Here is an 18085-nt window from a genome sequence, read left to right on the forward strand (position 1 = left end):
CAGGAACAGCGTTAGCCATAACGGCGGCCCAAGGGCCGCCGTTATGTGTTACGTATGGCTTAACGGTGTGTGGTATTAACCGACCCAAACACGCGCGTTGCGGAACATGCGCAGCCAAGCACCATCTTCAGTCCACTCTGCCGGACGCCAGGAGTTGGTGACCGCGCGGGTAACGCGCTCCGGGTGAGGCATCATGATCGTGACGCGGCCATCCGAGGTGGTTAACCCGGTGATACCTGACGGCGAACCGTTAGGGTTAGCCGGATAGCGCGTGGTCACCTGCCCATAGTTATCAATGTAGCGAAGCGCAATCTGATTGCTGGATTGCATGCTACGCAGGTGCGCGGCATCGCGGAACTCAGCACGGCCTTCCCCATGGGCCACCGCAATAGGCAGCAGGGAACCTTCCATGCCAGCCAGTAGAACCGAGGGCGTTTTTTCAACGCGCAGCATGGCTACCCGCGCCTCAAACTGCTCGGACTCGTTACGCACAAAGCCTGGCCAATTTTCAGCCCCTGGAATCAATGACTTCAACTGCGAAAGCATCTGACATCCGTTACATACGCCCAGCGAGAAGCTGTCTTCGCGGGTAAAGAAGGCGGCAAACTGGTCGCGTGCCCGCTCGTTAAACAGCACGGATTTCGCCCAACCACCACCCGCGCCTAACACATCGCCGTAAGAGAAACCGCCACAGGCAACGAGCCCTTTGAACTCATCAAGCGCAACACGGCCTTCCAGAATGTCACTCATGTGAACATCAATGGCTTCAAAGCCGGCTTTATCAAATGCCCAGCCCATCTCGACCTGGCCATTAACGCCCTGCTCACGCAGTACCGCAACAGCGGGCTTGGCCATATTGATAAACGGCGCGCTGACATCCTCATTAATATCAAACGTGGGCGTCGCCGAGAGGCCAGGATCACGCGTATCGAGCAGGTTGTCGAACTCGTTTTTAGCGCACTCGGGATTATCGCGCAGTGCCTGCAGGCGATAGCTGGTTTCAGACCAGGTACGCTGTGTCAGTTGGCGCGTGGTTTCCAGCAGCGGCTCTTCAAACAGGGTTACCCGCACTTGGTCGTCGTAACGCGGCCGGGCGATGACGCCACAGGTTTCAATACCCGCGACTGCAAATTGCGCCAACACCTCTTCGGTGTGCTCACGGCTGACCTGAATCACCGCCCCCAACTCTTCCGAGAACAGCGCATTAAGCGCCTCAACGGGCTCGTCAATCATCCAGTCGAGTTTGATCTCAAGGCCGGCGTGCGCCACAAAGGCCATTTCCAACAGCGTGACCAACAAGCCGCCATCGCTACGGTCATGGTACGCCAACAGCTTACCGTCACGATTAAGCCCCTGAATCACCTCAAAGAAGGCTTTGATATCTTCTGGGTCGTCGACATCCGGGCAGGTATCGCCTACCTGACCATATACCTGCGCCAGCGCAGAGCCGCCCAAGCGATTTTGACCGCTCCCCAGGTCGATCAGAATAAGATCCGACTCATCTTGATCCAGGTTGATCTGTGGCGTCAGGGTCGCCATCGCATCAGTCACAGGCGCGAAGCCGGTAATCACTACCGACAGCGGTGATGTAACGCTTTTCTCTTCGCTATCCCCTTGGTCACTCACATCCTGCCAAGACGTACGCATCGACATGGAGTCTTTGCCGACCGGCACCGCAATCCCTAACGCCGGGCAAAGCTCCATCCCCACCGCGTGAACCGCATCATAAAGCGCCTGATTTTCGCCAGGGTGATCAGCGGCGCTCATCCAGTTAGCCGAAAGCTTGATATCGCTTAGCTTGGCAATGGGCGCTGCCGCGAGATTCGTAATCGCCTCGGCGACCGCCAGGCGTGCGCTGGCGGCGGGGTCAATCAAGGCAACCGGCGGACGCTCCCCCATCGCCATCGCTTCACCGGCATGAGTGTCATAGCTGGCCGTTGTGACAGCTACATCCGCAACCGGCACCTGCCAAGGGCCGACCATCTGGTCACGCGCCACCTGGCCTGTAATAGAGCGGTCGCCAATGGTAATCAAGAAGCTTTTGGAGGCCACGGCGGGCAGGCGTAGAACGCGATCAAGCGCCTCACGCAGGTCGAGATTATCCAGCATTACACCGGAAAGCTCTGGTGCATGGCGCTCAAAGCTGCGCTGCATTTTCGGCGCTTTACCGAACAGCACGCTCATGGGCAGGTCAATCGGCTTGCTGTTGAAGTGGCCATCGCGCACTTCAAGGTGGTGGTCAGCCTGCGCTTCACCCACCACCGCATAGGGGCAACGCTCGCGCTTACACAGCGCGTCAAACGTTGCCAGGTCTTCAGCCGCAACGGCCAGCACGTAACGTTCCTGCGCCTCGTTACACCAGATTTCAAGCGGGCTCATACCCGGCTCAGCATTAGGCACCGCCCGTAAATCGAACAGCCCTCCCCGGTTGCCGTCTTTAACAAGCTCCGGCAGCGCGTTGGAAAGACCGCCCGCCCCCACATCGTGGATAAAGCAGATCGGGTTTTTGTCTCCCATTGCCCAGCAGCGGTCAATCACTTCCTGAGCGCGTCGCTCGATTTCCGGGTTTTCACGCTGTACCGAAGCAAAGTCGAGGTCGGCACTTGAGGTGCCAGAAGACATGCTCGAGGCCGCGCCGCCGCCCAGGCCGATCAACATCGCCGGGCCCCCCATCACAATCAGCTTACCGCCGACAGGAATATCGCCCTTTTGAACATGCTGTGCGCGAATATTACCGTAACCACCCGCCAGCATGATCGGCTTGTGGAAACCGCGACGCTCAATACCGCCCTCGTTGAGGGTGTCCTGCTCATAGGTACGGAAGTAACCGGTAAGGTTCGGGCGGCCAAACTCGTTATTAAACGCCGCGCCACCAATCGGGCCTTCCAGCATGATGGCAAGGGCGGACTGCATGCGCTCGGGCTTGCCATAATCAAACGCTTCCCAAGGCTGTACAAACTCGGGGATACGCAGGTTGGAAACGGTAAAACCGGAAAGGCCCGCTTTCGGCTTGCCGCCGATACCGGTGGCGCCTTCATCGCGAATCTCACCACCCGAGCCTGTCGCCGCACCAGGGAACGGCGCAATCGCTGTCGGATGGTTATGGGTTTCCACCTTCATCAGAATATGAATCGGCTCCTGATGCGTTCCGTACAGCGCACGCTCTCCCTCAGCACCGGTCAGCGGCGTGGGATAAAAACGCCCCGCCTGGCTGCCTTTGATAACCGCAGCGTTATCGCTATAGGCCGACAAGACATTTTCAGGGGAGGTTGCAAAGGTGTTCTTGATCATCTTGAACAGCGAATGGGTCTGCGGCTCGCCGTCAATGATCCAGTCCGCGTTGAAGATTTTATGCCGGCAGTGCTCAGAGTTCGCCTGGGCGAACATCATCAGCTCAATGTCGGTGGGGTTGCGCTGAAGCTCGTTAAAGGCATCGACCAGATAGTCGACTTCGTCATCGGCAAGCGCCAGGCCCAATTCACGGTTAGCGGTTACCAGCGCCTCGCGCCCGCTGTTTAAAATGTCCACGCTACCCAGCGGTGCCGGGTCGTGGTGAGCAAATAGCGCCGCCGCTTCAGCCGCATCATTAAGCACGGTTTCGGTCATTCGGTCGTGCAACAGCGCCATCAGCGCAGCCAGGCTCTCTTCGCTGGGCGCACGGCTAAACCCTACCCGATAATCAACACCACGCTCTATCCGGCGAATGCCCGACAGCCCACAGTTATGTGCAATATCCGTCGCTTTGGATGACCAGGGCGACTGGGTGCCTAACCGCGGTACGACCAGAAAACGTTGAGCGTCGGCAGGTATCTCGGCATGGGTGGGGGTGCCGTAATCCAACAGTTGCGCCAAACGCTCGTGAGAGGCATCACTGAGTTCTTCACGGTGGTCAATCAAATGAACATAGTGGGCAGACAGCGCCTCCACCTCGGGAACACGTTCACGCAGCACCGTTAGCAACCGTGTATGACGGAAGGTAGAAAGGGCGGGCGCGCCTCGCAATTCGAGCATATCCTGAAGCCTCTAGAGCAGGGAGAATTCGTGCAGGGAAATAGCAGGCCGCCAAGCGGCCCCTTAAATGACACTCATTGGGCCCTATGATACTGGAAAGCGGCGGCCACACGAAATCAACAAGGTGACAGCATGACGATGGCTGGGTATTGTGGCTGCTTGTTTCATCCCGACAAGACCTTATGCCGACATTGATCCATGCCCATTTTTTAGCGCACACTCGCCTTTATTTAACCTTTATTATCATTATCTTATTGGTACTTGCGCCCACCTTGCCCAAGGTACCACCTGGCGAGCATTTAACGCATATCCAAGCAAAAGATTTTATCACGGCTCAGACGCGCAACACGCCCACGACTTACTACGAGGGCCGCCAGGGACCCACTGGGTTTGAGTACGAGCTGATGCATCAGTTTGCCGAGTATTTGGGAGTAAGCCTCAACCTCAACGCCAAACATCACCCTGAAAGCGTATTGTCGGCCGTGCGTGAACAAGGCGATTTTGGCGCTGCCGCCCTGCCGCTACTCCCTGACGTCTCCGATGTGCACTACACCCGCCCCATCATTCAAATGCAACCACTGCTGGTGTACCGGCGCGGTTTACACGGCATAAAGGCACCCAGCGACCTGGTAGGCCTTGAGATTGGCACGCTCAGCCAGGCAGGTACCAGCGAAGCGCTGCGCGAGTTGCAGCGCGACTACGCGGGCTTAAGCTGGAAAGAGTCTCACGCATTGGATGTCGATGAACTGCTTGTCCAGGTCGAGAGCGGCGTACTCGACGCAGCGGTTATTTTTGATCATCAGTTCCGGCTTAACCGACTCTTTTTCCCCAATGTAGAGCGCGGCTTTTTAATGGGCGACCCGCTTTCCATGGTATGGGCGCTTCCTCGCGGCCGCGGTTTAGGGCTGCTTGAAGCCGCCAATGACTTCCTGCAAACCCTTCAAGAAAATGGCACGCTCGACCACCTGGTTAACCGCTACTTTGGCCATGACGACTATTTGGAGTACGTGGGTACGCGCACCTTTTTGACGCATCTGGATGCGCGCCTACCCCAGTTTACTGACCTGTTTAAGCAGGCGGCACGTGACACAGGATTTGACTGGAAACTGCTGGCGGCAGTGGGTTATCAGGAATCCCACTGGGACGCGGAAGCGGTGTCCCCCACCGGCGTGCGAGGCGTTATGATGCTCACCCACCCTACCGCCAGCGAAATGGGTGTGGATAACCGCCGAGACGCGGCGCAAAGCATTGATGGTGGCGCCCGCTATTTGCGCAGCCTGAAAGACCGCCTGCCTGAAAGCATTACCGGAGATGATCGTCTTTATATGGCCATGGCGGCCTACAATGTTGGCCTTGGCCACCTTTACGATGCACGTAAAATTACCCAAGAGCTCGGTGGGGACCCCAACCGCTGGCAAGATGTTCGCGAGGCGCTTCCCCTGTTACAGCAACAGGAGTGGCATAGCCAAACGCGCCACGGCTATGCGCGTGGCGGTGAGCCGGTCATTTATGTGCGCAATATCCGGCGCTACTACGAGATGCTGGCGTACGTTGAGCACAGCCGTCAGCAATTTTTCCAGTTAGGTCAAACCGCAACCAGCGATTCTCTCCTACTGCCATTTGAGTTAATTCCGCCGTTGAATCAATAGCCTCGCTACAGAGCCCTCCCGCTCGATCCCACGTTGCCCTTCGTGGTTAAAGAAAATTTCTGGCGTTTGGATTACGCTTTTCAAATAGCAGGTAAAAACGTACTGGCGATTACAAGCGTTTATCCTGCGTCTGCGACCAGGGCATTGCACCTCAGCACTTTATGCCAACCTGGTTGGATAAGCAGTTGGCCATGTTTGGTTAGACCAATAGAAACGGGTTAGATAGATAAGAGTTGGTTACATCGAAAACCATTAATTACTTCGCCGGAAGGCATGCACAGCCATCAGCTAACCGACCACGTACTGTTTCCTACTTGGCAGACGGCTTCCGCCAGGTTCAGGTTGAAGGGAGTGACGATGAAAGACACCGAACTGACGCAGCGTAAGAACGACCATCTGGATATCGTGCTACACCCAAACCAGGCCGCCAGTACCCTTCGTCCAGGCTTTGAACACTGGCGCTTTGAGCATTGTGCGCTGCCGGAATTAAACCTGGATGATATTGATCTGGGGACCTACCTATTCGGACAACCTCTAAAAGCGCCCATCCTCATCAGCTCGATGACCGGCGGGGCGAGTCGGGCCAAGGATATCAACCGGCACTTGGCAGAGGCCGCTCAAACGCTGGGCCTTGCCATGGGCGTGGGTTCACAACGCGTAGCCATTGAAGGCGAAGCCAACTGGGGCCTCACGGGCGAACTGCGCCAAATTGCCCCGGATATCCCACTGCTGGCCAACCTGGGAGCCGCCCAAATTAAAGGCGAACGCGGGCTTGATTATGCCCGCCGCGCGGTCGATATGATCGAAGCTAACGCACTAATTATTCATATCAACCCGCTACAGGAAGCGCTGCAAACCGGTGGAGATCGCGACTGGCGTGGCATACTCACCGCCATTGAGCGCACCGTTGCCGCACTGGACGTGCCGGTGGTGGTCAAGGAAGTGGGGGCTGGGCTGTCTGTTTCTGTGGGTCGTCAACTTGCCGAAGCGGGCGTGGCGATGCTGGACGTTGCGGGCGCGGGTGGCACCAGTTGGGCAGCCGTTGAGGGTGAGCGCGCCAGCACGCCACATGCGCGTGCCATCGCCATGGCCTTCGCCGACTGGGGAATCCCCACCTCACAAGCACTGCACGATTTGCGCCAGGCACTGCCCGGTATGCCGCTGATCGCTTCAGGCGGGGTGGCCAGCGGTATTGATGCAGCTAAAGCACTCTGTTTAGGCGCTCATCTGGTAGGTCAGGCAGCGGCGGTACTGGACAGTGCCACCACCTCAAGCGATGCCGTTATCGAGCACTTTCAAACGCTCATTGAGCAGCTGCGCGTTGCCTGTTTTTGTACCGGCAGCGCGGACCTGGTGGCGTTAAAGCACGCGACGCTTACGCAGGTTGAGGCGGGGGCATGAGCCACTACGCGGTCATATCACCACCGTTATATAGCCACGTTAACGCACTCCAAGCCTTTGCTCTGCAACTTATTGTGCGTGGCCACCAGGTGACGTTTATCCCGCGGTTTCTTGACACGCCAGAGAGCTATAAAACACGCTAGCGCCTTGCCGCAAAAAACGCTTTTAATAATTTGCTGGCCGATGGCGCCAGCACGCCCGCCGTCACCTCCACATGGTGATTAAACCACGGCTGGGCCAGCAGGTTAGCCTTGGACTCCACCATACCGGTACGAGGCTCGGCAGCGCCATAAACCAAACGCTTTAGGCGTGCATGCACAATGGCGCCCGCGCACATCATGCACGGCTCCAGTGTGACATACAGCGTACACCCTTCCAGCCGGTAATTGGCACTCTGCTGCCCGGCTTCACGCAGGGCACGAATTTCCGCATGGCCGCTAGGGTCACAGCTCAGCACCGGCGCATTGTGGGCAGCGGCAAGAATCTCTCCTTCGCTATTCACCACGACGGCCCCTACCGGCACTTCACCCGCCTCAGCCGCCAAATGTGCCTGTTCAAGGGCACGGTGCATGTAAAATTCATCGCTGCGTATCAAGGCAAACTCCGCTAAGGTAGCAAAATGATGGTAGCAACGGCGGCCTCGCCGTATGTGATGTCCGCCACTATGGGCAACAATAGATAGCACCAAGGATACCTGGAATGACCGACGCGCTGAATACGTTAGTAAACCTGCTTGAGCTTGAAGTCCTCGAAGAGACGCTCTTTCGAGGGCAAAGCCAGGACCTGGGCTTTCCTCAGCTTTATGGCGGACAGGTGCTTGGTCAAGCGCTCGCGGCGGCCTCACGTACAGTACCCGCTGAGCGTCACCCACACTCTCAACACGGTTACTTTCTTCGCCCTGGCGACCCGCACCGCCCAGTGGTCTATCAGGTGGATAACGTACGCGATGGCGGGAGCTTTACCACGCGCCGCGTTACGGCGATTCAAAAAGGCCGACCGATCTTCTTCTGTAGCGCCTCGTTTCACAGCCCTGAAGAAGGTTTTCATCACCAGCGCGCCATGCCCCATGTCGAGTCGCCGGAAGCCTTGATTGAGAGCGGCGCCGCCAAGCACTCACGCTTTCCGGGTCACCCTATCGAGTTTTTGCATATTAAAGGCAATCCAGATGGCGGCGACCCGGCCGGGCAGTGTTTATGGTTCCGCTTTGCAGGCACGCTGCCCGATGCCCCCGCCCTGCACCGGCACTTGCTCTCCTACGCCTCTGATTTCAATCTGCTGACCACCAGCTTACTGCCCCATGGCATTCAGTTCACTGACCCGAAGCTGCGTATCGCAAGCCTTGACCACGCGCTATGGCTTCATGAAGACGCACGGCTGGATGAGTGGCTTTTATATGTCATTGACTCCCCCTGGGCAGGCAACTCGCGAGGCCTGGCACGCGGTCATATCTATCGCCGTAATGGCCGCTTGATTGCCTCTACCGCCCAGGAAGGGCTGACACGCGTGCATGACGCGCCGATTCGCTAAGCTTCGTACAAAAGCCTTTAGACGTCGCTCCTTAAAAGCACAACGCCCGCAGCAAGTGCGGGCGTTGAAAGAAGCCATCAAACCGGCGTGTCAAACATCCGAAACATCACTGGCCATAAGCCTCATCGATCGTTTTGAGCGGGTAGTGAGCCGGGTACGGTTTGCGCGCTACGCCTGAATCTACTGCCGCCTGAGCCACCGCAGAAGAAACGCGCTCCAGCAAGCGAATATCGACCGGCGTGGGGATAATGTACTCACGACCAAAGCTCATTTCCGTACGCTCATAGGCATTCAACACTTCCTCGGGAACCGGCTCGCGGGCCAGATCCTTAAGCGCATGCACAGCGGCAAGCTTCATGGCTTCGTTAATCCGTGTAGCGCGCACATCCAACGCCCCACGGAAAATAAACGGGAAGCCCAACACGTTGTTTACCTGGTTTGGGAAGTCTGAACGGCCGGTCGCCATAATCACATCCGGGCGCGCTTCACGGGCAACGTCAGGATGAATTTCCGGGTCCGGGTTGGTGCAGGCGAAAATCACCGGGTCAGCGGCCATTTTTTTAACCTGCTCAGCCGACAGCAAGCCCGGGCCAGAAAGTCCAATAAACACATCAGCGCCGTCGATAGCATCATCCAGAGTGCGCATGTCAGTATCCAGCGCAAACTCTGCCTTGTACTCATTGATACCCTCACGGCCGGTATGGATAACGCCACGGCGATCCAGCATCACCAGGTTCTCTTTTTTGGCGCCACACGAAACCAGCAGGCGCATGCAGGCAATAGCTGCCGCACCGGCCCCCATGCAAACGATCTTCACGCTATCTATCGTTTTACCAGCAATTTCCAAGGCGTTCAGCATACCCGCGGCCGTTACAATAGCCGTGCCGTGCTGGTCATCGTGGAAGACGGGGATAGTGCAGCGCTCAACCAGTGCTTTTTCAATCTCAAAGCACTCGGGCGCTTTGATATCTTCAAGGTTAATGCCGCCCCAGGTATCGGCAATGCGGGCAACGGTGTCGATAAACGCCTGCGGGCTTTCTGCGTCTACTTCAACATCTACCGAGTTGATCCCGGCAAAGCACTTGAACAATACGCCCTTGCCTTCCATCACCGGCTTGCTGGCCAGCGGGCCAAGATTCCCCAAGCCTAAAATGGCGCTGCCATCGGTAATAACGGCGACCAAATTACCCTTGCCCGTATAACGGTAAGCATTTTCAGGATCGCGGGCAATTTCGCGAACCGGCTCAGCAACGCCTGGGCTATATGCCAGTGCCAAGTCCCGGGCTGTTGCGGTGGGCTTGGTTAACTCCACCGATAGCTTGCCAGGAATCGGTTTCGCATGATAGTCCAGTGCTGCCTGCTTATTTGCATCCGTCATAATGAGGGTCCAATTAGCCTAAAATAGATATAAGTGCTTCCAGAATATAGAAAAACCCAAGACGCCTCAAGCGCGCCGTCAACTCAAAAAGAAAACGCTTTTTTTAGCGATTTTTCCTTCACGTTAATTACTTTTCCCAACCATTTGCTGAATCTTATGCAGAAGCATTTTAGCTATAACGCATTGCTTATTGCTGTATCGCAGCATTTATGAAAAACCCTTCCATCTCGCCATTTGTTCATCCAAACAGGCGTTTATAGAAATTCGCCCATAAAAAAACCCACGCCGTAGCGTGGGTTTTTCTTACAAGTACCTGGTATTTTACCCGCACTTGCAGTGTGGCTGATCCGTCAGGATTAGCCGCGCTTAACAGCAGCGCCGAAACGCTTGTTGAAGCGCTCTACACGGCCACCGGTGGTCGCTTGCTTCTGCTTACCTGTGTAGAACGGGTGGCAGTTGGAGCATACGTCTAGCGAGAAATCCTGGCCAGAAGTAGAGCCTACCTGGAAGCTAGCACCGCAAGAGCAGTTAGCGGTGACCGTATTGTAATTCGGGTGAATACCTTGTCTCATCGTGATGATCTCTCAAGCGGTATGCCGCCACCTGATCCGTTGCCAGGCACCGCATACGGGTTTGGAAAAACTACTAACCGGTTAACCGCCTGATCGTTTAGATTCAGAGCGGCCGCATATTTTAGCAAAACTTATCGCCGGAGGCCAATTGCCTGACACTGTTTCTTTGCAGGTGCTAAAAGTCGCCTTGCCGTCCCCACTCCGACGCCTGTTTGATTACCTGCCCGCCAGCCGCACTCCCCCTTGCGGCTGGCAAACTGGGCTTCGTGTACGCGTACCCTTTGGGCGGCGCGAAGTGGTGGGCGTGGTAGTTGAACTGGCTGCCACCAGTGAATTACCACGCAGCCAGTTACGTGCTGTCAGCGAAGCGCTGGATGATGCACCACTTCCCAATGACTGGCTGTGGCTATGCCGGTTTGCCGCACGCTACTACCAACACAGCCTGGGTGATACGCTCCATCATGCGCTGCCTGCACGGCTGCGCCAGGGCCATCCAATGGCTGGGCGCACGCAAACGCTGTGGTTTGCCGTAACGCATACCCAGCCGGATTTAAGCCGAGCACCCAAACAAGCCGAGCTGTATGCGCTTTTATGCCAGCATCCGCACGGCCTGCCTTCGCGGGCCGTCAGCGCCCACGGCTTTAGCCGCGACCAGTTGCTAGCACTGGGCAAGAAGGGGCTGGTCACCCACCAGGAAATCACCCTGACCGCCCCCGAGACGCCGAGTGGCAGCTTACTTGCCACACCGGCACTGCCGCTCAATCGTGAGCAGGCCACCGCCCTTGCGGTGCTACACGAAAAGCTTGAAAGCTACCACCCTTGCCTGCTGGAAGGCGTTACTGGCAGCGGCAAGACAGAAGTGTATCTGCAGCTTATTGAAGCGATTGCCGCCAAAGGCAAGCAGTCGCTGGTACTGGTGCCGGAAATCGGCCTGACGCCGCAAACCCTGGCGCGCTTTAGAAACCGTTTTCGAGTGCCCGTGGTGGCACTCCACTCCGGCCTAACCGACCCCGAACGACTGGACGTTTGGGAAGCCGCGGCAAACGGGCGGGCGCTAATTATCATCGGAACACGCTCGGCGATCTTTACCCCGCTTGCCAACCCAGGCGCGATCATTGTCGATGAAGAGCACGACGGCTCTTACAAGCAGCACGATGGGCTGCGTTACCACGCCCGCGACCTGGCCGTTGCACGCGCTCATTACCACGGCATTCCACTACTGCTGGGCAGCGCCACGCCTTCGCTTGAGAGCCTACAGCAGGCGCTTTCCGGTAGTTATCGCCACCTGCGCCTTACTCAGCGGCCCAGCCGCCATCAGCCTGCCAAGCTGGAGCTTCTTGATTTACGCCACCAGCGCCGCCAGGGGGGCCTGCTACCGGGTGCTATCAAAGCGATCAAAAGCACCTTGAGTGCGGGCAAGCAGGTGCTGATTTTCATCAACCGGCGCGGCTTTGCGCCGTCGCTTGCCTGCCACGCCTGCGGCTGGATGGCGGAATGCGGCCAGTGCGATTCACGCATGACGCTGCACCGCCAGCCGCCGCTACTTGCCTGCCACCACTGCGATAGCCGTCGCGCCCTGCCGGATGCCTGCCCCGAGTGCGGCAGCGGTGACTTACGCGCGCTGGGAAGCGGCACCGAGCGTACCGAAGAGACGCTCCAGGGCCTTTTCCCCAAGGTCACCGTGCACCGTATTGATCGCGACAGCACCCGCAAGAAAGACAGCTTTGAGCAGATCCTAAAGGAGATTCAGCGGGGTGAGCCTTGCCTGCTGGTGGGGACGCAGATGCTTGCCAAGGGGCACCATCTGCCTCACGTCACGCTGGTGGTTGTGGTGAATGCTGACGGCGGCCTTTACGCCGCCGACTTCCGTGCCCTGGAGCATAGCGCGCAGCTGCTGGAACAGGTGGCCGGGCGCGCAGGACGTGCAGCCGACCAAGGGCGGGTACTGGTGCAAACACTGCATCCGGATGACCCTCACTTAGGGCTGCTGGCCGAACAGGGCTACGGAGCATTGGCGAGAAACTTGCTGGAAGAGCGCCGCCAGGCACACCTGCCGCCGTTCACGTTTATGGCACTACTACGGATCGAAAGCCCCCAGGAACCGGCGGCCCTTGCCTTAGCGCAACAGGCAGGCCAAGCGCTGCGCGAGTGGCTGAAAACGTCGGGCCTTACCACTTACTGCCTGGGCCCCGTGCCTGCGCCCATGGAGCGACGCCAAAATCGCTACCACATGCACTTGATGCTGACCGCCAATAAGCGCAGTCAATTACACGTGGCGGCCAGTTGGCTGGTGCAATGGCTTGAGGCCAACCGCGAGGCGCGCAAGGTGCGCTGGTCGATTGATATCGACCCTCAAACGCTTGCCTAGCCTGCGGCGCCGCCGTTGAAAATAGCCAGGATTGCCAAGGGCACTTATGCAAGGATCGCATCAACACCTTTGAAACTGCGCGCCAAATGCTGATAATGGCCGCTTTGCTGATGCACTTCGTAAGTGCGCACTTGCACACGCCGCCACCGACGTTACCCGGATACCTAAATGAAAGACACGATTGTTTCCCTGCTCAACGGCGCCATTGATGCGCTTAAGCACCAAGGCGTGCTGCCTGATGACCTTCAGCCCAACATCAAAGTTGACCCTACCAAAGACAAGGCGCACGGCGATTACGCCACGAACCTGGCACTCATGCTGGCCAAGCCTGCTGGTAAAAACCCTCGTGAGCTGGCCGAGGCGCTGATTGCCGCGCTGCCAGAAAGCGATGCACTTCAAAAAACCGAAATTGCTGGGCCCGGGTTTATCAACTTTTTTGCCGCCGCAGATGCCGCCGCCCAAATTGTGGCGCAAGTGCTGGATAGCGGCGACGCCTTTGGCCGCAGCATGGTGGGTAAGGCGGAAAAAGTGCAGGTCGAATTTGTATCGGCCAACCCAACAGGCCCGTTACACGTAGGCCACGGCCGCGGCGCCGCGATTGGCGACTGCCTGTGCCGCCTGCTGGAAGCAACCGGTTACGACGTCACGCGTGAGTTTTACTACAACGATGCCGGCGCGCAAATTACCAACCTGGCCCGTTCGGTACAGGCGCGCGCCAAAAATCTGGGCCCTGATGATGAAAGCTGGCCGGAAGACGGCTATCGCGGCGAATACATTACCGATGTCGCTAACGACTACCTGGCGGGTAAAACGGTCACTGCCGATGACCGTGAAGTAACCGCCAAGGCAGACGCTGATGACCTGGAGGCCATTCAAGAGTTTGCCGTTGCCTGGCTGCGTCGCGAACAGGATCTGGACCTAAAGGCTTTCGGCGTTGAATTTGACGTGTACTTCCTGGAGTCATCGCTTTATCAGGACGGCAAGGTCAACGAAGCGGTTGAAAAACTCGTCGCCAACGGCCACACCTATGAAGAAGATGGCGCTATGTGGCTGCGTACCACTGACTTTGGCGATGACAAAGACCGCGTCATGCGCAAGCGTGAAGGCGGCTATACCTACTTCCTGCCCGACGTTGCTTACCACCTGGATAAATGGCAGCGCGGCTTTACCACCGTGATTAACGAGCAGGGGGCCGACCACCACTCGACCGTTACCCGTGTGCGTGCGGGCCTTCAAGCGCTGGAAGTGGGCATTCCCAAAGGCTGGCCCGACTACGTACTGCACCAGATGGTGATGGTCACGCGCTCTGGCGTTGAAGTAAAACTCTCCAAGCGGGCAGGCAGCTACGTTACGGTGCGCGACCTGATTGATGAAGTGGGCCGTGATGCCACGCGCTTCTTCCTCGCGGCACGCCGCGCCGACTCCCAGTTAACCTTCGATATTGACCTTGCGCGCTCACAGTCCAACGACAATCCGGTGTACTACATTCAGTACGCCCACGCGCGCGTAAGCAGCATGCTGCGTAAAACAGAGGCAGCGGGCCAGCCTTTTGATCATGCCTTGGCGCTTGCCAACCTCGCGCTGCTGGGAAGCGATCAGGAAAAAGCCGTGCTTAACCGCCTGGCGCGCTACCCAGAAGTGGTTCAAAACGCGGCGAAAAACCGCGAACCGCAGCAAGTAGCGCAGTACCTGCTGGACCTGGCGGGGGATTTCCATACCTGCTACAACGCGGTCAAAGTCATGGTCGAAGACGATACGCTTCGTAACGTGCGTCTCTCGCTGGGTCTGGCAACCCGTCAGGTACTGCGTAATGGCCTGGACTTGATGGGCGTTAGTGCCCCCGAGGAGATGTAAGCCATGGCCAGCCCGCGCAAAAAGCCTGCTCGCCCTCGCCAGGGCGCTACCTCGCAGCGTAAAGCCCCTCGCTCCTCCAAAGGCAGAGGATTTCGCCTGCCGGGGTGGGTATGGGGTCTTGCCGGTATGGCCGCAGGTTTTTTCCTTGCTCAGCACCAGCACGGCACGGCGCCCTGGCAGGACACGCCAAGTGACCAGCCGCAGGCAACGGTGCTCTCCAAACCCGAAAGTGCCGAGCGTGCCGCCGCCAGGGAAAACGAAACCGCAAGCGAACCCTCGATGCCCACGTTCGAGTTCTATACCTTGCTGCCTGAAACCGAGGTCATTGCCCCAGGCGTCACGCTTCCTTCAAGCGTTACCCGCCCAGAAGTTGCCGAGCAAGTTGATGTGCAAGCCGCCGAGAGCGCCTCACCCCAAACGTCATCAACTGACGACCCTATCGCTCAGGTGATTGCGGCCAACACGCGGCCGGAAGAGCAGGCAAGTACCGCGCAGCCGACAGCCCCCGCCAGTACCAGCGCGCCTAATCGCTACGTATTGCAGGCCGCTTCGTTTCGTGAGCTAAGCGATGCCGAGCAACTACGCAGCCGGTTACGTAATTTGAGCCTACTGGCGCAAATCAGCGAAGTGCAAGCGGGCGGCGATACGTGGCACCGTGTCCAAGTAGGCCCTTACGAAGACACACGCGAGTTGAACCGCGCCCAGGATTTAATGACCACGCAAGGCATTGAACCCTTGTTGATACAGTTGCAAAACTGATTTTAATAACCGGGCCTCAAACGAATAAAGCGGTAGGCGTTACCCAGCGGGCGGTTGATTTTTTATCAGCCGCCCGCATTTTATTGTTCATCGTCTTTTATAGGCGGTCGCTCTATCATCGTTTAAGCGGCCGTTCAGTTATCGGGAGCACGCCTCCCCCAAGGAGTTATCTCCATGACCACTATCGTATCCGTACGTCGCGGTAATCAGGTTGCCCTGGCAGGCGACGGCCAGGTATCACTTGGCAACACCGTGATGAAAGGCAACGCCAGCAAGGTGCGTCGCCTCTACCGTGGCAAGGTGCTCGCCGGCTTTGCAGGCGGCACCGCTGACGCATTTACGCTGTTTGAGCGCTTTGAAGCCCAGCTTGAAAAGTACCAGGGTCACTTGACCAAGGCGGCCGTTGAGCTAGCCAAAGACTGGCGCACCGACCGCGCCCTGCGCCGGTTGGAAGCGTTGCTTGCCGTCGCTGACCACAGCGCCTCGCTGATCATTACCGGCAACGGCGATGTGGTTGAGCCTGAACGCGGCATTATCGCGATTGGCTCAGGCGGCAACTTTGCCCAGGCAAGCGCCCGAGCGCTACTTGAGAATACCGAGCTTTCCGCGCGTGAAATCACCGAGAAATCGCTCCAAATTGCCGGTGACATCTGTGTATTCACCAACCATCACGTGACGCTCGAAGAGCTGAATATCAACGAACGTTGAGGCTGACTTAATGACTCAGATGACACCCCGCGAAATCGTCCACGCGCTTGATCAATACATCATCGGCCAGCAAGATGCCAAGCGCGCCGTTGCCATTGCGCTGCGCAATCGCTGGCGCCGCATGCAGCTTGACGATGACCTGCGTCCTGAAGTAACCCCGAAAAATATTTTGATGATCGGGCCGACCGGTGTGGGTAAAACCGAGATTGCGCGTCGTTTAGCGAAACTCGCCCGCGCGCCGTTTATCAAAGTAGAAGCCACTAAATTTACCGAGGTAGGCTACGTTGGCCGCGATGTGGAATCCATCATTCGTGATTTGATGGAATCGGCCATGAAAATGGTGCGCGAGCATGCCAAAGAGGAAGTCGGCCATCGTGCCGACGATGCCGCTGAAGATCGCGTGCTTGATGCGCTTCTGCCACCGCCCCGCGGCCAGGAAGACAAGCCTCGTGAAGACTCCAGCACGCGTCAAAGCTTTCGCAAAAAACTGCGCGAAGGCCAGCTGGATGATAAAGAGATCGATATAGAGGTCTCTTCCCAGAGCGCGGGTGTCGACATCATGACGCCGCCCGGCATGGAAGAGATGACCAATCAACTGCAGAGCCTGTTTTCCAACATGGGCCAGCAGAAACGCGAGCAGCGCCGCGTAACGGTCAAAGAAGCGCTGGTACTGCTGCGCGATGAAGAAGCCGGCAAGCTGGTGAATGAAGATGAAATCAAAGCGCGTGCCGTTGAGGCCGTAGAGCAGCACGGCATCGTGTTCCTGGATGAGATCGATAAAGTTGCCAAGGGCAGCGGACAGTCCAGCGGTGGTGAAGTGTCTCGTGAAGGCGTTCAGCGTGACCTACTACCGTTGATCGAAGGCTCTACGGTTTCCACCAAGTACGGCATGGTGAAAACTGACCATATCCTGTTCATCGCATCAGGCGCTTTCCACTTGGCGCGTCCGTCTGACTTGATCCCCGAGTTACAGGGCCGTCTGCCGATCCGCGTGGAGCTTGATGCGCTAACGCCGGGCGACTTCAAGCGCATTCTGACCGAGCCATCCGCATCATTGACCAAACAGTACCAGGCGCTGCTGGCAACCGAAGGGCTGGGTATTGAGTTCACCCCTGACGGGATTGAGCGTATCGCCGAGATCTCCTGGCAGGTTAACGAAGGCACCGAGAATATCGGCGCTCGCCGCTTGCACACCGTGATGGAGCGCTTGCTGGAAGAAGCCTCGTTCAAGGGCGGCGATATGGACAGCCCGCTGGTCATTGATGCCAATTATGTGAATGCCCAACTAGGTGAACTGGCTGTCGACGAAGACCTGTCGCGCTATATCCTGTAATGATCGCTTAAATCGCTTGCCCACTGATGCCTGTTTCAATGGGACGCAGAAGGTGGGCAAGCTATCTCGGCAATGAGCCAAGAGGTTTGTGCATGAACGCTCCCGCCCCCAACCGGGTTCACTATCATAAAAAGGCCCGCGAACTTGAGCTTGGCTATGCCAGCGGTGAGAGCTTCCGGTTGCCGATAGAGTTTTTGCGGGTTTACTCGCCCTCTGCGGAGGTACGTGGTCATGGCGGTGATACCGCTGTGCTTCAAGTCGGTAAAAAGGATGTTGGGCTACAAAACATCGTCCAGACAGGCAACTATGCGCTACAGCTTTACTTTGATGACGGGCATAGCAGCGGCATTTATAGCTGGGAATACCTGTTTGAACTCGCCACGCATCAAAAAGCCTATTGGGAGAACTACCTGCAGCGGCTAAAAGAAGCCGGTGCATCGCGCGAGTCGGCAGGTATCCAATTCAAGCAGCTGTGATTCGAGAAGCATGCTTCAAGAACCATAAGCCAAGAACCAAACTCAAAAA

Annotated in this window: 13 protein-coding genes; 9 read left to right on the plus strand and 4 right to left on the minus strand. The window is 57.4% G+C overall.

Annotated elements, in window-relative coordinates; all coding sequences use genetic code 11:
* Positions 1-75: 75 nt before the first annotated feature.
* Positions 76-4011 (minus strand): phosphoribosylformylglycinamidine synthase, encoded by a 3936-nt coding sequence (purL, locus tag ACT3TC_RS11495; protein WP_444640166.1) that lies wholly within the window; start codon positions 4009-4011, stop codon positions 76-78.
* A 182-nt stretch (positions 4012-4193) separates the two neighbouring features.
* Here purL and mltF point away from each other — a divergent pair, with 182 nt between their 5' ends.
* Both mltF and fni read left to right on the plus strand, forming a co-directional pair.
* On the plus strand, positions 4194-5660 hold the full coding sequence (gene mltF, locus ACT3TC_RS11500; RefSeq protein ID WP_444640167.1) for a membrane-bound lytic murein transglycosylase MltF: 1467 nt from the start codon (positions 4194-4196) through the stop codon (positions 5658-5660).
* A gap of 357 nt (positions 5661-6017) precedes the next feature.
* Entirely contained in the window at positions 6018-7061 is a 1044-nt protein-coding gene (fni, locus tag ACT3TC_RS11505; RefSeq protein ID WP_444640168.1) for a type 2 isopentenyl-diphosphate Delta-isomerase, read from the plus strand.
* A gap of 139 nt (positions 7062-7200) precedes the next feature.
* Here the strand turns inward: fni and tadA are convergent, their stop codons facing one another.
* Positions 7201-7653: a tRNA adenosine(34) deaminase TadA gene (gene tadA / locus ACT3TC_RS11510; protein ID WP_217883834.1), complete on the minus strand. Its 453-nt coding sequence runs from the start codon at positions 7651-7653 to the stop codon at positions 7201-7203.
* Positions 7654-7760: 107 nt separating this feature from the next.
* Here tadA and ACT3TC_RS11515 point away from each other — a divergent pair, with 107 nt between their 5' ends.
* Entirely contained in the window at positions 7761-8588 is an 828-nt protein-coding gene (locus tag ACT3TC_RS11515; RefSeq protein ID WP_444640169.1) for an acyl-CoA thioesterase, read from the plus strand.
* Between the two features lie 106 nt (positions 8589-8694).
* Here ACT3TC_RS11515 and ACT3TC_RS11520 read toward each other — a convergent pair whose 3' ends face one another.
* Together ACT3TC_RS11520 and rpmE are read right to left on the minus strand one after the other, a co-directional pair.
* Positions 8695-9966, minus strand: coding sequence for a malic enzyme-like NAD(P)-binding protein (locus ACT3TC_RS11520; protein WP_444640170.1), 1272 nt, complete (start codon positions 9964-9966; stop codon positions 8695-8697).
* Between the two features lie 356 nt (positions 9967-10322).
* Positions 10323-10538, minus strand: a complete 216-nt coding sequence (gene rpmE, locus ACT3TC_RS11525) for a 50S ribosomal protein L31 (RefSeq protein ID WP_087105934.1) — start codon at positions 10536-10538, stop codon at positions 10323-10325.
* A gap of 148 nt (positions 10539-10686) precedes the next feature.
* On the opposite strand from rpmE, the gene ACT3TC_RS11530 reads away from it, so the two are divergent.
* The 6 genes from ACT3TC_RS11530 to ACT3TC_RS11555 all read left to right on the plus strand — a co-directional run bounded on the left by ACT3TC_RS11530 (position 10687) and on the right by ACT3TC_RS11555 (position 18036).
* A complete protein-coding gene (locus ACT3TC_RS11530; RefSeq protein WP_444640171.1) occupies positions 10687-12906 on the plus strand; it encodes a primosomal protein N' in 2220 nt (739 codons plus the stop codon).
* A 168-nt stretch (positions 12907-13074) separates the two neighbouring features.
* Positions 13075-14760: an arginine--tRNA ligase gene (gene argS, locus ACT3TC_RS11535; protein WP_444640172.1), complete on the plus strand. Its 1686-nt coding sequence runs from the start codon at positions 13075-13077 to the stop codon at positions 14758-14760.
* A gap of 3 nt (positions 14761-14763) precedes the next feature.
* Entirely contained in the window at positions 14764-15519 is a 756-nt protein-coding gene (locus ACT3TC_RS11540) for an SPOR domain-containing protein (protein ID WP_444631199.1), read from the plus strand.
* A gap of 174 nt (positions 15520-15693) precedes the next feature.
* On the plus strand, positions 15694-16227 hold the full coding sequence (gene hslV / locus ACT3TC_RS11545) for an ATP-dependent protease subunit HslV (protein WP_018918810.1): 534 nt from the start codon (positions 15694-15696) through the stop codon (positions 16225-16227).
* 10 nt (positions 16228-16237) lie between these two features.
* Positions 16238-17560, plus strand: coding sequence for an ATP-dependent protease ATPase subunit HslU (gene hslU / locus ACT3TC_RS11550; RefSeq protein WP_172117388.1), 1323 nt, complete (start codon positions 16238-16240; stop codon positions 17558-17560).
* Positions 17561-17652: 92 nt separating this feature from the next.
* Positions 17653-18036, plus strand: coding sequence for a gamma-butyrobetaine hydroxylase-like domain-containing protein (locus ACT3TC_RS11555; protein WP_444640173.1), 384 nt, complete (start codon positions 17653-17655; stop codon positions 18034-18036).
* The last annotated feature ends 49 nt before the right edge of the window (positions 18037-18085 follow it).

It is taken from the genome of Halomonas sp. AOP27-A1-41 (assembly GCF_052378605.1).
Lineage (GTDB): Bacteria > Pseudomonadota > Gammaproteobacteria > Pseudomonadales > Halomonadaceae > Vreelandella > Vreelandella citrativorans.

Excerpts from the sequence above, each read along its gene's own strand:
- purL (WP_444640166.1), bottom strand. The coding sequence starts at position 4,011 with ATGCTCGAATTGCGAGGCGCGCCCGCCCTTTCTACCTTCCGTCATACA.
- mltF (WP_444640167.1), top strand. The coding sequence starts at position 4,194 with ATGCCGACATTGATCCATGCCCATTTTTTAGCGCACACTCGCCTTTAT.
- fni (WP_444640168.1), top strand. The coding sequence starts at position 6,018 with ATGAAAGACACCGAACTGACGCAGCGTAAGAACGACCATCTGGATATC.
- ACT3TC_RS11515 (WP_444640169.1), top strand. The coding sequence starts at position 7,761 with ATGACCGACGCGCTGAATACGTTAGTAAACCTGCTTGAGCTTGAAGTC.
- ACT3TC_RS11520 (WP_444640170.1), bottom strand. The coding sequence starts at position 9,966 with ATGACGGATGCAAATAAGCAGGCAGCACTGGACTATCATGCGAAACCG.
- rpmE (WP_087105934.1), bottom strand. The coding sequence starts at position 10,538 with ATGAGACAAGGTATTCACCCGAATTACAATACGGTCACCGCTAACTGC.
- argS (WP_444640172.1), top strand. The coding sequence starts at position 13,075 with ATGAAAGACACGATTGTTTCCCTGCTCAACGGCGCCATTGATGCGCTT.
- ACT3TC_RS11540 (WP_444631199.1), top strand. The coding sequence starts at position 14,764 with ATGGCCAGCCCGCGCAAAAAGCCTGCTCGCCCTCGCCAGGGCGCTACC.
- hslV (WP_018918810.1), top strand. The coding sequence starts at position 15,694 with ATGACCACTATCGTATCCGTACGTCGCGGTAATCAGGTTGCCCTGGCA.
- hslU (WP_172117388.1), top strand. The coding sequence starts at position 16,238 with ATGACTCAGATGACACCCCGCGAAATCGTCCACGCGCTTGATCAATAC.
- ACT3TC_RS11555 (WP_444640173.1), top strand. The coding sequence starts at position 17,653 with ATGAACGCTCCCGCCCCCAACCGGGTTCACTATCATAAAAAGGCCCGC.